General features: G+C 58.5%; 6 protein-coding genes, 1 tRNA gene and 2 rRNA genes. 6 read left to right on the forward strand and 3 right to left on the reverse strand.

The window, feature by feature from the left end; genetic code table 11:
* Positions 1-22 precede the first annotated feature (22 nt).
* The 6 genes from ACZ5ZH_RS13110 (at position 23) to ACZ5ZH_RS13135 (ending at position 11,389) form a co-directional block, all read left to right on the forward strand.
* Positions 23-4,819 (forward strand): autotransporter domain-containing protein, encoded by a 4,797-nt coding sequence (locus tag ACZ5ZH_RS13110; protein ID WP_464773187.1) that lies wholly within the window; start codon positions 23-25, stop codon positions 4,817-4,819.
* Between the two features lie 601 nt (positions 4,820-5,420).
* Positions 5,421-5,753 carry a hypothetical protein gene (locus ACZ5ZH_RS13115; RefSeq protein WP_460988524.1) on the forward strand — a complete coding sequence of 111 codons (333 nt, stop codon included), beginning with the start codon at positions 5,421-5,423 and terminating at the stop codon, positions 5,751-5,753.
* Positions 5,754-6,099: 346 nt separating this feature from the next.
* Entirely contained in the window at positions 6,100-6,981 is an 882-nt protein-coding gene (locus ACZ5ZH_RS13120; protein ID WP_464775239.1) for an ankyrin repeat domain-containing protein, read from the forward strand.
* 1,001 nt (positions 6,982-7,982) lie between these two features.
* Complete coding sequence (locus ACZ5ZH_RS13125; RefSeq protein ID WP_464773189.1) at positions 7,983-9,464, forward strand: hypothetical protein; 1,482 nt, start codon at positions 7,983-7,985, stop codon at positions 9,462-9,464.
* Between the two features lie 202 nt (positions 9,465-9,666).
* A complete protein-coding gene (locus ACZ5ZH_RS13130) occupies positions 9,667-10,251 on the forward strand; it encodes a GH39 family glycosyl hydrolase (protein WP_464773190.1) in 585 nt (194 codons plus the stop codon).
* Between the two features lie 271 nt (positions 10,252-10,522).
* Positions 10,523-11,389 carry a recombinase family protein gene (locus tag ACZ5ZH_RS13135; protein ID WP_464773278.1) on the forward strand — a complete coding sequence of 289 codons (867 nt, stop codon included), beginning with the start codon at positions 10,523-10,525 and terminating at the stop codon, positions 11,387-11,389.
* A gap of 291 nt (positions 11,390-11,680) precedes the next feature.
* Here ACZ5ZH_RS13135 and ACZ5ZH_RS13140 read toward each other — a convergent pair.
* The 3 genes from ACZ5ZH_RS13140 to ACZ5ZH_RS13150 form a co-directional block, all read right to left on the reverse strand.
* Positions 11,681-11,757 (reverse strand) — tRNA-Met (locus tag ACZ5ZH_RS13140).
* 85 nt (positions 11,758-11,842) lie between these two features.
* Positions 11,843-11,957: ribosomal RNA gene (gene rrf / locus ACZ5ZH_RS13145) — 5S ribosomal RNA — on the reverse strand.
* Positions 11,958-12,091: 134 nt separating this feature from the next.
* A 23S ribosomal RNA gene (locus ACZ5ZH_RS13150) occupies positions 12,092-14,890 on the reverse strand.
* Between the last annotated feature and the right edge of the window lie 31 nt (positions 14,891-14,921).

A 14,921-nucleotide genomic window follows, 5' to 3' on the forward strand; every position in this document is an offset into this window, starting at 1 on the left:
AATCGTCTGGAGGGGGTTTTACATGATCGGCAGAAATTCTGTGCGCGCGCCTATTCGTCTTGGGCTTGGTCTGAGCGTCAGTGTTCTCGCGCTTGGTGCGAGCAGCGCTCTTGCGCAACAGGCGTCGACCTTGACCTGTCCCGACGGCAGCGCCGGTCCACTCTGCGTCATTAGCAATAGCGGATCGACAGGGCCGATCACCGGAACACTGGGTACCGCCATCATCGTCAATAACAGCGGCACGATCGCTGGCGATCCGGCGATCAGCGCGGGTCAGGCCGTCGTGCTTGCGGTCAATAATGCGAGCGGTGGGGCCATTGGCGGGAGTACGAACGCGATCATAGCGCCTGCCCGGACCGGCATTCCCTTGCTCAGCTTCAATGTGACCAACGCTGGCACGATCAACGGCAATGTGTCCTATGTCGAACCCACACCTACCGCGCCCCAGAATCCACTGGCTGGCGCACTTTATTATTATATCTCCGACGGCGGTACGCTGAACGGCAATCTGCAGCTCGGTACGGGCTTCAGCACCGCCAATTTTGTCCAGCGCGGCAGCGATGACGGGGTAAACGGAACCATTGCCGCTGGTGGCGGCATCGACATCTACACGCACAGCTACAGCCAGTCACAGTCGCTTGAGCTCGGCGCACGCGCGCTGCCCGCGACCTTCGAAATCGAAGGGTTCGAGGCGCGAGGCGCTGCTACCACGCTGACGCTGTCAGGACAGGGAACATCGATCAGCCTGATGGGCGATGGCAATGTTGTCAACAATGGCACGATCAACCTGCTCAACACTGCCGGCCTCTATCCGCAGGGCGTGACCATCGTTCCGGCTGCGATCGGCTATTATCAGCAGCGCTTTGCGACCTTCCAGCGCTCCAATGTGCCGCCGGGCACAGTTCCGCTCTACACGCCAACCTATGGCGATGCGCTGACCAGCTTCATCAACGAAGGCACCATCAATGGCGACATCCGGATCGCTGCGGCGAGTTTCGTCAACAATGACGAGATCAACCTCGCTACCAGCGGCATCGGTTCGATCATCACGACTTCGGCAGGGGATGATTTCCAGTTCCGCAATACAGGAACGATCGAGACGACGTTCACCGGCTCGCGCTCCTTCACAACGGACATTGAGCGGGAATTTGATAGTGGCGTGAACGCGGCCGTCCGAATCCGCCAGGCCCTCGAGACCACCACTCTGGCGGGTGCAACCATTGAGAATAGCGGCATCATCACCGGCGGACTGGATGCCAATGTTGCGGCGGATGTCTTCTCATTCACTAACAGCGGCTTAGTCGCGGGAACTGATACTAATGGCTATTTCCAGCGCGGCCTGACGCTTCAAGTCGGGGCACTGGATCTGGTGCTGCCGAATGCCAACGACGAATTCAACGCGGACAACGCCTCCATCATCAACACGGCGGATGGTGAGATCAGGGACGGCTTCTACGCCGCGGTCGCTTCTCAAAGCCTCAATTTCGAAAACCACGGCACGATCACGGCTTCGGCGCGTGAGGGCGGCCAGGCACTGCTCATCCGCACTGGCCTGTTGCAGGATGATGGTCCGGGTGACGACGATGTCGTGGACATCGCCGCCGAGAACTTTGCCTTCACCAACACAGGCATCATCGAAGGCGCGACCGAGGTGAATATCGCCAACCGAGTGGCGAGCTTTGACAATAGCGGCACTGTGACGCGCACCGAACTTGCCATCAATCAGGCTGATCCGCCGCGCTTTGGCGGCATGTCGGCCTTTGACGTGGAGTCCGAGACCGACGAAAGCCAAACGATCACGTTCAACAACAGCGGCAACATCCTCGGTCAGGACAAGGGTGGCTCGGGCCTTGTTCTCGGCGTAGAGGCTGGCGATGATGAGCTCGTTGGCAATCCGGCGGCCAGTGCGACAGTCGATCTCGTCAACGGCGGTACGATTAAGGCGACCGGAGGCGCAACGGTAACACCGGGCCAGTTCATTGGCCTTGGACAGGACACCGCCTATGTGTCGCAGATCGCGGCGCTGGGCGTGGATGTCGAAAGTACCGGCGCTGGCACAGTCAACATCGAAAATCTGGAAGGCGGGCTTATCCAGGCAGGCGGCGGACTCACCGCTGTGGTGCGTGCGCAGCCCCAGGGCATTCCGCAACCGGTCTGGGTCTACAGTCCGGTCGCCAATACCGAAGGCAGCCACACTGTCGCTGTTGCTGTCGCGGCCAAGACGGTCAACATCGTCAACAGCGGCACTATCCAGGGCGGCGCTGGCACCAATTACTTCCCCAACACGCCGATCATCGACAATGCGATCGGCCAGCCCAACGGCTATCTTGCAGGAGCCATCCATACCAGCGGCAATCAGCTCGAGGATGAGAGCGGCTATCTGCCCTCGACCGATCATGTGACGAACACCGCCACCGGCGTCATCATCGGCTCGATCGACCTGAACGCTGGCGATGACCGCATCGACAATGCCGGGCAGATCAGCGGCGATATCTACATGCGCGAGGGCAATGACACGATCGTCAATGCGGGCACCATCACCGGAACGGTACGGATGGGCGAGGGCAATGACAGCTTCACGCACCTGTTGAGCTCAGCCGTGCTGAATGGAACGGTCGATGGCGGCGCTGGGGAGGACACGCTTTCCTTCGATATCACCGGTACGACTTACACCGGGTCGATTGATCCATCACTCCGTCAGCTGTTCGCCAGCTTTGAAGTCGAGAAGATCATTGGTACAGGTAAGGTCGTCGTTCAGCAGACGGTGGAAGTCTCCGGCAGTGGTGAGCTGAACTTGACTCAAGGGTCGAGCATCGTCGTAGCCCCAGGCCAGACTGCGATCAGCGGCGGCACGCAAAGCGTCAGCATCTCGAATAGCGGCGAGGTCGTTGGCAATGTGGACCTTGGCGAAGGCGACAATCTTCTGACCAACGCGACCGGTGGCTCCATCACCGGCAACATCATCACCGGGAACGGCGCGAACACGATCAGCAACCAGGGCGGCACGATCAACGGGAATGTCGTGGCTGGAAGCGGCACCGACAGCCTCGTCAATAGCGGCACTATCTCGGGCAATGTCGATCTTGGCGCGGGCGCCGATACGCTGACGATCGGCACCGGCGGCAGCTTCGGCGGCACGGTTGCTGCAGGCGGCGGCACCGATGTCCTCGCCTTCAATACCGGCAGCAGCTATGCGGCCCAGACGACGATCGACGGTTCGGCGTTCACGGGCTTCGAGCAGGTGAATAACACAGCAGGCGTCAACAGCTTCACTGGCGACCTCAATGTCGAGGAAGTAACCGTCTCAGGCGGTCGCTTCATCGGTCAGGCAGGATCAACCCTGACCGGATCGGTTGATGTCACCAGCGGCGGTACTTTCGGCACCGCAGGGACTGTCAGCGGCGATGTTACGATCGGCACGGGCGGCACGCTGTCGCCGGGCGCATCTCCTGCTATCATGACGATCAATGGCAATCTGACCATCGCCAACGGCACGACCACCACCTTCGAATTCGTTCCTATCGGGCAGAGCGATCAGATCATCGTCAATGGCGGCTCGGTAACGATCGGCGATAACACGACTGTCAATCTCACCGGCTCGCTGACACCTGGCGCGTCGCGTGACCTGATCGTGGTGAACGGCGGCGGCGCCATCACTGGCGACTTTGACATCGTCAATCGTGATCCGGGCATTGTTGGCGTGCTCCGCAACAACGGCACCACCTTGCAGTTGCTCGGCACCTTCGTGGCGCCCACCGGCATCTCCACCCAGGCCAATGCTGCTGTCGGCTATGTCAACGATCTGCTGATCGCGGGAACCGCGAGCACTGCGCTGATCAATGCCGTTCCGACACTGTTGAGCGGTGGCACCGCTAACGCAGCGGCCTTCGGGCAGCTGACGCCAGAAGCTTATGCCAGTGCGTCTCAACTTGGCGTGGAGCAGGGACTGGCGCTCGCCAAGGCGGGCCGCGCAGGCCTTGCCGAAACCACGCGCGAGACCGCGGGTCTCTTCAGCTTCGCGCAAGGTCTGGGCGACTGGCGCACGCTTAAAGGTCGTGGGTCAGTTGGCACATCGACGGCCAAGAGCCACAGCTATGGCGTCGTTGGCGGCATCGGCTTTGGCAGCACGACCGGATCCATCGGTGCGTTCATCGGCTATATCGACAGTCGCCAGACGATCGCGCGCCTTGGTGCACGGACGAACTCCGATGGCCTGGTTGCCGGTCTTTCGGGTCATTTCCTGAGCGGTGGCTTCGACGGGACAGTGACGATCGCCTATGATTGGAGCGAGGCGAACACCCGCCGGGCGGTACCCGGCGCCACCGCCCTCTCCGGCGACTATCGCCTCCGCAGCTTGGTGCTCGACGGTACGGTCGGCTACAGCTTCCCTATGGGCAGTTGGGGGGTCCATCCCGAAGTGGGCGTCACTCATATCTCCACCCGTCGTGGCTCGGCGAGCGAGACAGGCAGCGCCGCTTTCGCCCTGTCTGTGGATGGCAAGAAGACCAGCGCGACCTTTGTCGACGGCGCCATCAAGCTGAAGGGTGGCATTGGTGAAAGCACGATGTTCCACCCATGGGCATCGGTAGGTCTGCGTCACCAGCTCGAAGGTGAACGCTCCGCCGCTCGCGCGGGGTTTGTCGGCAACGCCGAACGGTTCACGGTCATCGGGGCGGGCCGCAAGGAAACCATGGCAACGCTTGGCGCTGGCGCTAGCTATGACCTTGCTGCGGGACTCAGCCTCTATGGCGCTTATCAAGGTGAATTTGGCGGCGGGCAGAGCCATAACGTTAACGTCGGCGTGCGCTTCGCCTTCTAATAGCAAGCTCTACGAGAGCTTTTGAATTCGCAACGGCGCTGCTGACCGCAAGGTCGGCAGCGCTAACTTTATAGCGCTTTCGGGAGAAAATCGCCTTGAGAACGCCCAGCACGACACATGCTCGTTCAGGCCGAGTAAGCGTTCCCGATTCCAGCCGTATATTCATAATCACGATCCCGTCAGATTACCCTGATGCAGCAGGCCGGAAATTGACAGCGCTTGCGGTGCCGAGGGTTTCCGGGGGCGCGCTCTGCCGTCAGTGCTTCGCGACGGGGAAAGCTGCGAAACCAGTTTTGAAGTTCCGTTGCGTCCCACATAATGACGCCAGAGATCCGATCAATTCTAAGAGATAATGCCGAACAGTATGCCGGATTAATCAAGATCATTGATCTATTTTAATAATCGGAATGACGTACTCAACGATTTCGCTTCGATGTTCAGCACCCAGGAGAGCATCTTTCTTTTGCAACGCTGCTTGCTTTTTACTTTTACTTGACATTCCATCTGCAAAAAGAGACTTACTGGATTTTGTCTGCTTTATGACTACAGGGGGAATTCTGTGCGTTTCCATGTTCGCGCCGCTGCAGTTGCTGCAGCTCTTTTGGCAACTGGCCTGGCCATCGTACCGGCTGAGGCTGGCACTGGATGCAATGGCGTGGTCAACATCTTCGTCTGGGGCTGCGCTCCCTGGGACAATAATAATGGGCCGCAATTCCCCTATCACCGTAAGAAGCAGGTCGATATGCGCGTACCTGCGGGAGCCAAGGTCCACGTCAAGGACGGTGCGGCGGTTGTGGAATTTAACGGCCAGAAATATCCGATTGTCGGTGGCGCAGGGGTCGTTTCCGCGGGCGGCGCTAACGTTGTGTCAGCCGGAGGGGCGAATGTCGTCTCGGCTGGCGGCGCGAACATGAAAGTTTGGGTGCAAAACTGAAGCTGCATCTCGGGAGGATGGCGAAGATCTCGGCCGCCTTGGCTTTCACGGCGACCGTAGGTTCATTAGCCCCCATCGCCTACGCGGTTGCAAGTGTCCGTTGCTGCGCGAGCGCGGGCGGCGGAGCCGCATGGGCCGGCTGGCTTTTGATCGGTTTCCTCGTCTTTCTGGCAGGAACCGCTTCAGCTGCCCTTACTGCGGCGATCGCCGGGTTCTGCACTCGCGGCGCGTGGCGGCGGTGCAGGAAACAGTCATGAACGCGCGTATTGCGACCGCACCTCGCTGAACGAGGTGGCAAGGGATGGGTGCGCGCCACTTTGGGGGAGTAGATAAATTGATCCGTAAAATGCTGATCGGCCTGACGGCCTTATGTATGGCTTCTGCCGCTGTCGCCGGCGATCCCTTCGATGATGCACGCTATTATCTCGGTGTTAAACAAAATGCGGAGGCGCTGAAGATTGTCGATAGCGGGCAGTTCGATGTGAACATGCAAACCGAGGAGGGATATAGCCTTCTTCACTATGCAGCCGACGCCGGCAATCTCGAGATGGTAAAAGCGCTGCTCGCTCGCGGTGCCGATCCAAGCCTAAAATCACGATCCGGCAGCACGCCTTACCAGATGGCTATCGGTACCATGGTGCAGGCAGAGATCCGCAAGGCCATGGCCAAAGCTTCGACCGTAGCGGGAATAACAGGTCAGGTGGGAGCCGCTGCGGGCGTCCGCTCGCAGCCAACTACGTCTGGTGGAAATGGCATGTGCGCAATGGTGCGCGCGGAACCCGTGAATGACGGGCGCTCCCCTGCCATCCGCCCGTTTCTGAAAGCGAAGGATGCGATCTGGTACAATCATCCCGGCGAACTCGTCGGATTGATCGAGGACTGTGTAGGCGTTGACGATCAGGATCAATATGGCTGGACGCTACTTCACCATGCAGCCGATCGGGATCGGGTTGCCTTGGCCAAGATCCTTCTGGATCACGGAGCTAAGCGGAATATTCGCAACAAGGATGGCCAAACCGCGCCCCAACTCGCTACCTCGCCCGAGATGAAGGCGCTGCTGGGTTCTGCGGTTGTTAAGCCTGCCACTACAACGGCGCCCGCAGCCAGCCGCAAGGTGGAATGTCAGCAGAAATATCGGGCAGACGCTGCTCTCTCCTCCGACACGACAGGGAAGATGCGCGCCATGCGACGATGGCAACAGTGCCTGGATACAGGCCGTTACTGGTGAAACTCTTTGAGCCGCTGACGGATATCCCTGACGGTTTTTAGCCTGCATCCGGCATTAAGCCGAGCGGGCCCTGTCCGGCGCAGGCGCACCTATGGTGCCCAGGTCGAGATGCTGTGTGGCGCCTTGGCAGCATTCGGCTGGTCACGATTACGGCCATCTCCATGGTAGGTCTGCCTACGGCAAGGCGGTAAGAACAGATGCCGATATCATCGCGCTGATCTCGGCGCTCACCGAATTGCGCGGTGCGCAATCCAACCCGTGTAATTTGCCTCCGACGGCTTATCTGCAAAGCGCTTCGGGTGACAAAGCCCTTTTCGGCCGCTCAACGGTCAACTTTCGCTCCTTAAATGCGGGAACGTCCGGTTCCGGCGACTGTCGATCAAACTCTTGCCGTTTCAGGACTCCGGTCGGGACGGCTGCCGAAACCCGTCATTCACGTTTCGTTGAGCAGACCGGCAAAAGTAATGCCTTCATTTTAGCCGTTCAATTCAAGGTGGCGAAGGCAACCTGGCGCGTCCGGTGTTGCCGCCGCTGATCAACTGCCGCCTTGCCACGTTACTTCACGAACTCTCCGCGGTTCTGTGAAATTTCATTTTCGTAGCGAACCGATTTTTCGCCGGGTTGTGCGGCCACGCCTGGATCACATTTCAATGTAGATGCAGGGCTCGATCCTGTCTGACAGTTCAAAGGATATATCGGTCCTGACGCCTAAACGTCGAAGCCTTCGTAGCTTGTAGGACCTTGACAACCACCTCGACGCGGTTCTCGGATATAGAGCCGATCAACCGCACAATCGGGGCCAGCATTGTAGACTTAGAGCCAATTTGCGATCCTGCCTTGGAGCTGCGAGCATCACGCCGTGCGATTAACGTTTTAAACCATTGACCCTAAATCTGTCATGGGGCCCAGCACCTTCATCGTCTCCGCCCGGTGGTCGTTGGCTTTTTTAAAGTCAGCAGAAATGACGATCGCCGGTAATTATCATCTAAGAGGTTCGAGCAATGATAGACCGCCGTAATTTTCTGAACACGGGAATATTGACGGCAGCCGGGGCGCTGATCGTCCCTGCGCGCGCTGCGGAAACCCCGGCGACCCTGTCGCTCTCGCTCAATGGATCGGCGCAAGGGCCGCTGGTGCCCCGCGACTTCGTCGGCCTGTCCTACGAGACGCAGCAGCTTGAAACGCCCGATTTCTTCAACGCGCGTAACCGCCCGCTGGTCCGCGCTTTCCGTGACCTGACGCCCGCTGGCATTCTGCGCATCGGCGGCAACACCAGCGAGTTTTCCTGGTGGAAAGAGAGCCCCGGCGACAAGCAGCCGCCGCGTATCGAACGGCCGATCAAGCCGGGCCAGCCGCGCCCGGACCTCAGCTACGCCGTCACGCCAGCAGCCATCGATGCGCTCAAGGGCTTCCTGGATGCGATCGGATGGCGCTGCATCTACGGCCTTAATCTCGGCAATGGTGTGCCGCGTGACCTGGCGCGCGAGGCAGCCTATGTCCAACGGCGGCTTGGCAAGCGGCTGGTCGCGTTCGTCATCGGCAATGAAGTTGACGTATTCAGCTCGCACCTGCGCGATCCCAAGACCTGGGGTCCCGACGCCTATCTTGCCGAATGGCTTGCCGCTGCCCAGGCGATCACGGCGGTCAGCCCGGATGTCCGCTTCATCCTGCCCGACGTCGCTTACAAGCTCGACTGGCTGCCCGCCGTCGCCGACCGCTGGGCCTCGATCAAGAATCCGCCGCGGATAGAGGCACTGTCGCATCATTTCTACAAGGGCGGTCCCAACGATCCGCGGATCAAGCCCGACCGCCTCCTCCTGCGCTCGACCCGGGAAGCCCAGGAAGGCAAGCTGACTAGCGACGCCGCGCGCAAGATGGGTGTTGCCTACCGCATGACGGAAGGCAACACCGCCTACCACGGTGGCAAGCCGGGCGTGTCGGATAGCTATGTCGCCGCGCTCTGGGCCGCTGATTATATGCTCCAGCTCATGTCGCTGGGCTATTCCGGCGTGAACCTGCACGGCGGCGCTGGCCCTGCGGTTGCCAACTCGGTCGGCGGCCTTGCGGGCGAAAAGATGCTGCCCGACGCGCAGCCCCGCCCGCGCCCCTTCTACACGCCGATCGGCAATATGGACGGGCAAGTGCAGCCGCAGCCGGTCTATTGGGGCATGAAGTTCGCCGGGCTGTTCAGCGGCGCACGCATGCGGACCGTCCAGTTGGACGCGCAGGGCCTCAACGTCGTCGCCTATGCAGCCGACACGGCTCAGGGCACGCTGCTCGCTATCCTTAACAAGGAAGTCGGCACCGACGTCCGCCTGCCGCTGCCCCGCCACCAGAGCGTCGCCGCGTTGAGCGGCCCGTCCCTCGACAGCCGTGAGACCCGCCTGGACCTCGGCTCCCGCAGCGTCCCTGCTGGTGCTGTCGACATTGTGCGGTCATCGGCCACTATTGTCAGATTGAGTAAAGTCGTTGCGGCTGTTTGATTGCAGCTTCGGATCCTGCCGGGGTTGGCGTCGTCAAACGCGGCAGGCCTGAAACCTAACAGGGCGAGCTTTTCTGAGTACTCGAAGCAGCTCGATGACAGCCGCAAGCAGTGCTAAAAGTATACGGTTGAGTGCATTATCTTCCCCGCTTGGATGGGTGTCTCGTTATAGCAGCGTATAGGGAGAGGAACGGTGATGAGCAGTGGCGAGTGGACGCGCCGCGATCACCTTGCGCGAGCCATGGCGCAAGGATCTAGAGCGTTTCAAGAATGAAGCGGGGTTAGAGCGCATACGATTTCACGGCATATTCAACGATGAACTTGGCGTTGGCGCGGGCGGCAATTTTCAAAATGTAAACGCAGTCTACGACGGGCTTCTGGACAGAGGCATTCAGCCATTCGTGGAGTTGAGCTTCATGCCGCGCGGACTGGCGAGCGGAACCAAGGACTTCGGCTTTTATCGCGCCAATGTAACGCCGCCTACCTCATCTGAAAAATGGGGAGAACTCGTCGAGAAGTTCATCCGCCATATTATGCAGCGCTACGGCAGAACCGAGGTGCGGCAATGGTATTTCGAGGTGTGGAACGAGCCTAACCTCAAGTCCTGGTTCTGGACCGGCAGGCAGGAAGAATATTTCGCGCTTTACGCGGCGGGAGCGAAGGCGGTGAAGGCAGTTGATCCTGCGATAAGGACCGGTGGCCCGGCAACATCCGCCGTGCAATGGATTCCGCAGTTCCTGAACTTTTGCGAAAAAAACAATCCGTGTGAAGATTGGGGTCGTCCATGACGTCCGCCAACCGATGAAGCTCCTATGATGCAAATGGAACCTGCTTAGCAGCGCTATCCTAACGGGCGGTGCATTACAGCACCCTTCATTCCGTTCAGCTCCCGGGTCATGTCGGCTACCTCGAGCGAAGCGGGCGCGCATCGCCTACACGACGCGCCGCGGCCTCAAGGGCAAGGCCACTCGGGGTGGCGCTACGGGCAGCAAGATCCTCGGCTATGGGAAGGAGGTTCTCGGTCTGAACGCATCCGGTCGCGAAGCCGACCGTCTCGTCATCAACGAAGAGGAGGTCGCGCTGGTCCGCCGAATCTTCCAACTATACGCGGATGACCATAGTCTTAAGCAGATCTGCAAGATCCTGAACACGGAAGGGATCTCATCTCCCCGCGCACGGGAGCGCGGAAAGTATAGTGCAGGCATCTGGAATCCATCCAGGCTCTCGGGGGAAGTGAAGCTGGGTGAAGGCATTCTCAACAACGTGATCTATATCGGTCGGCGCGTCTTCAACCGTCGCAAGTGGGTCGAGATTCCGAACGAGAATCGCGGCTTCTCACGCCGCCAGCGCCTCAATCCGGAAAGCGAATGGATTGTGCGCTATGAACCAGACCTGCGCATCATCGATCAGCAGCTCTGGGACCGGGTCAAAGCTCGCCAGGCGGAAGCCCGCGCGGCTCGGGACCTGAACTTCGGCCTCATCGGAAATCCACTTGCTGGCGCGAAGCGAGCCATTTTTCTCAGCGGTCTGGTGCGCTGCGGCGTCTGCGGCGACGATTTCGTCAGCGTCGGCGGCGTTGCAAGGCTGCCAATAGGCAGGCGTGTAGCAACAGCTCGATCACCAGCAACCATCTTGAAGAGCGGGCTTTGTCCGGCCTGCGGGACCGTCTGCTCACTCCAGACATCATCTGCCGCTTCGCTGTGCATCTTCAACGCGAGCTCGATGCGGAGCAGCGTGCGGCCTATGGCCGCCGCGATGAACTCGAAGACGCGCTGGTCGAGACGCGTCAACGCGCCGCCAAAATTCTCCGCCGGATCGAGGAGGACGAGGCTGCACCGCGCTCACTCACCACACGGCTCAAGGAGCTGGGGGCCGAAGAGGAACAGCTGGAACGCGAATTGGCGGAGCTGCCGGAGCGCACGGTGATCCGCCTCCCTACCAATTACGAAGCTATCTACCGCACCGCTATCGCCGAACTTAAGCAGCATCTGGCCACGCGTGAGGCCAATGTCTCGCTTAGCGCGATCCGCGCACTGATCGAGGGTGTGGTTGTCCACGCGGGCAACTGCCGGGGCGGCAAGCATCGCCGACTAGAGTTGCACGGCGACCTGTTCCAAATGGTCGCGCTTACTGAGGCTGCTGTTGCTGGAAGCGTCAAGGTTCAGAACGCACGAAAGGCCCAGTTCCATGGAACTGGGCCTTTAAGTGGTACACTGTTGGTTGCGGGAGCAGGATTTGAACCTGCGACCTTCAGGTTATGAGCCTGACGAGCTACCGGGCTGCTCCATCCCGCGTCACCAAAGGCAAAAGGGCGGCTTTATGGGCCGCCCTTTTGTGAACATGTGATGGGTTTTTATTTCCAAAAGCGCAAGCTTCAATGCCTGGCGACGCCCTACTCTTCCGGGGCTTGAGCCACAGTACCATCGGCGCAGACTGGTTTCACGGCCGAGTTCGGGATGGGATCGGGTGGGTCACAGACGCTATGGTCACCAAGCAATGAAGCTTGCGCTTTGGGTTATAATCGATGCCGTGCACGGTATTTGGTGTTTGTATTGGTTATCTGGCTTGAGGTGATCACCACGCTCAATGGCTGACGCTGTTTCCAGCATTGTCATTGATGGTGGGACTCTCAGGCGCGATCAGAGCAATTAGGACCGGTTAGCTCCATATGTTACCACACTTCTACATCCGGCCTATCAAGGTCGTGGTCTACGACCGCTCGAAGAAATCTTATCTTGAGGGAGGCTTCCCGCTTAGATGCTTTCAGCGGTTATCCCGTCCATACATAGCTACCCTGCTGCGCCCTTGGCAGGACGACAGGTACACCAGAGGTATGTTCAACCCGGTCCTCTCGTACTAGGGTCAACTCCTCTCAAATTTCGACGCCCACGGCAGATAGGGACCAAACTGTCTCGCGACGTTCTGAACCCAGCTCACGTACCACTTTAATTGGCGAACAGCCAAACCCTTGGGACCTGCTCCAGCCCCAGGATGTGATGAGCCGACATCGAGGTGCCAAACGATTCCGTCGATATGAGCTCTTGGGAATCATCAGCCTGTTATCCCCGGCGTACCTTTTATCCGTTGAGCGATGGCCCTTCCACGAGGGACCACCGGATCACTATGACCGACTTTCGTCTCTGCTCGACTTGTCAGTCTCGCAGTCAGGCGGGCTTATGCCATTGCACTCTAACAGACGGTTTCCAACCGTCCTGAGCCCACCATCGCGCGCCTCCGTTACTCTTTAGGAGGCGACCGCCCCAGTCAAACTACCCGCCACAGAGGGTCCCTGCACCGGATAACGGTGCGAGGTTAGACATCAGAAAACAACAGGGTGGTATTTCACCTATGGCTCCACGACAACTGGCGTCATCGCTTCAAAGCCTCCCACCTATGCTACACAGTTCTTTCCTAATGCCACTCTGAAGCTGCAGTAAAGGTGCACGGGGTCTTTCCGTCTAACCGCGGGTACTCCGCATCTTCACGGAGAATTCAATTTCGCTGAGCATATCCTGGAGACAGTGGGGAAGTCGTTACGCCATTCGTGCAGGTCGGAACTTACCCGACAAGGAATTTCGCTACCTTAGGACCGTTATAGTTACGGCCGCCGTTTACCTGGGCTTCAATTCAGAGCTTGCACTCCTCCTCTTAACCTTCAGGCACCGGGCAGGCGTCAGGCCCTATACGTCGTCTTGAAGCCGACTTAGCAGAGCCCTGTGTTTTTGCTAAACAGTCGCTACCCCCTGGCCTGTGCCCCCCACAAAAAGTTGCCTTGATGTGGGGCCTCCTTCTTCCGAAGGTACGGAGGCAATTTGCCGAGTTCCTTCAGGATACTTCTCTCAAACGCCTTGGTATACTCTACCATTCCACCTGTGTCGGTTTAGGGTACGGTCTATACGGAGGGGCTATTTCCTGGGACAACTTCACTGCCCGGACCAATCCAATAAGGCCGAACAATTTACGCCATCCGTCACACACCTCCAGGCCCACGAATATTAACGTGGTTCCCATCGACTACCCCCTTCGGGCTCGTCTTAGGGGCCGGCTTACCCTGCTCAGATTAGCTTTAAGCAGGAACCCTTGGAATTTCGGCGACAGTGCATCTCACACTGTTAATCGCTACTCATGTCTGCATTCGCACTTCCGATACCTCCACGACCCATTACCAGATCGCTTCAACGGCCTACGGAACGCTCCGCTACCGCGTGATCGTAAACGATCACACCCTAAGCTTCGGTGCACGTCTTGAGCCCCGTTACATCTTCGCCGCAGAACCTCTTATTTAGACCAGTGAGCTGTTACGCTTTCTTTAAAGGATGGCTGCTTCTAAGCCAACCTCCTGGTTGTTTTGGAAGTTCCACATGCTTTCCCACTTAGACGTGACTTGGGGACCTTAGCTGTAGGTTAGGGCTGTTTCCCTTTTGACGACGGACCTTAGCACCCGCCGTCTGTCTGCCGAACTAGACTCGTTGGTATTCGGAGTTTGGTTAGTATTGGTAGATCTCGCGACCCCCGCAACCATCCAGTGCTCTACCCCCAACGGCAATCATTCGACGCTCTACCTCAATAGATTTCGCGGAGAACCAGCTATTTCCCGGCTTGATTGGCCTTTCACCCCTAAGCACAACTCATCCGATAATTTTTCAACATTAAACGGTTCGGTCCTCCAGTGCGTGTTACCGCACCTTCAACCTGGTCATGCATAGATCGCCGGGTTTCGGGTCTAATGCATCAAACTCTGTCGCCCTATTCAGACTCGCTTTCGCTGCGCCTACACCTAACGGCTTAAGCTTGCTTGATACACTAAGTCACAGACCCATTATGCAAGAGGTACGCGGTCAGGTCTCAAGGACCCTCCCACTGCTTGTAGGCATCCGGTTTCAGGTACTGTTTCACTCCCCTCATCGGGGTGCTTTTCACCTTTCCCTCACGGTACTGGTTCACTATCGGTCATGTACGAGTATTTAGGCTTGGAGGGTGGTCCCCCCATGTTCAGACAGGGTTTCACGTGCCCCGCCCTACTCAAGTCCTGTTGTTTCGCTTTCGCATACGGGACTGTCACCCGCTATGGTCAAACTTTCCAGAATGTTCTGCTAACTAAACAACAGGCACTGGCCTGGTCCGCGTTCGCTCGCCACTACTAACGGAATCTCGGTTGATGTCTTTTCCTCCGGGTACTGAGATGTTTCAGTTCCCCGGGTTCGCTTCACCAAAGCCTATTTTATTCAGCTTAGTGATACCTCAACCATTTAACTACGCGTCTGGCCGAAACCAGAAACGGAATTAAATGGTGAAGGTGGGTTTACCCATTCGGAAATCGCGGGATCAAAGCTTGCTCACAGCTCCCCCACGCTTATCGCAGCGTGCCACGTCCTTCATCGCCTGTACATGCCAAGGCATTCACCAGATGCCCTTACCTCACGCTTGAGAGTCCACACCACCAATGACAGCACTGGAG

The organism is Sphingobium sp. TomMM7A (assembly GCF_055397305.1).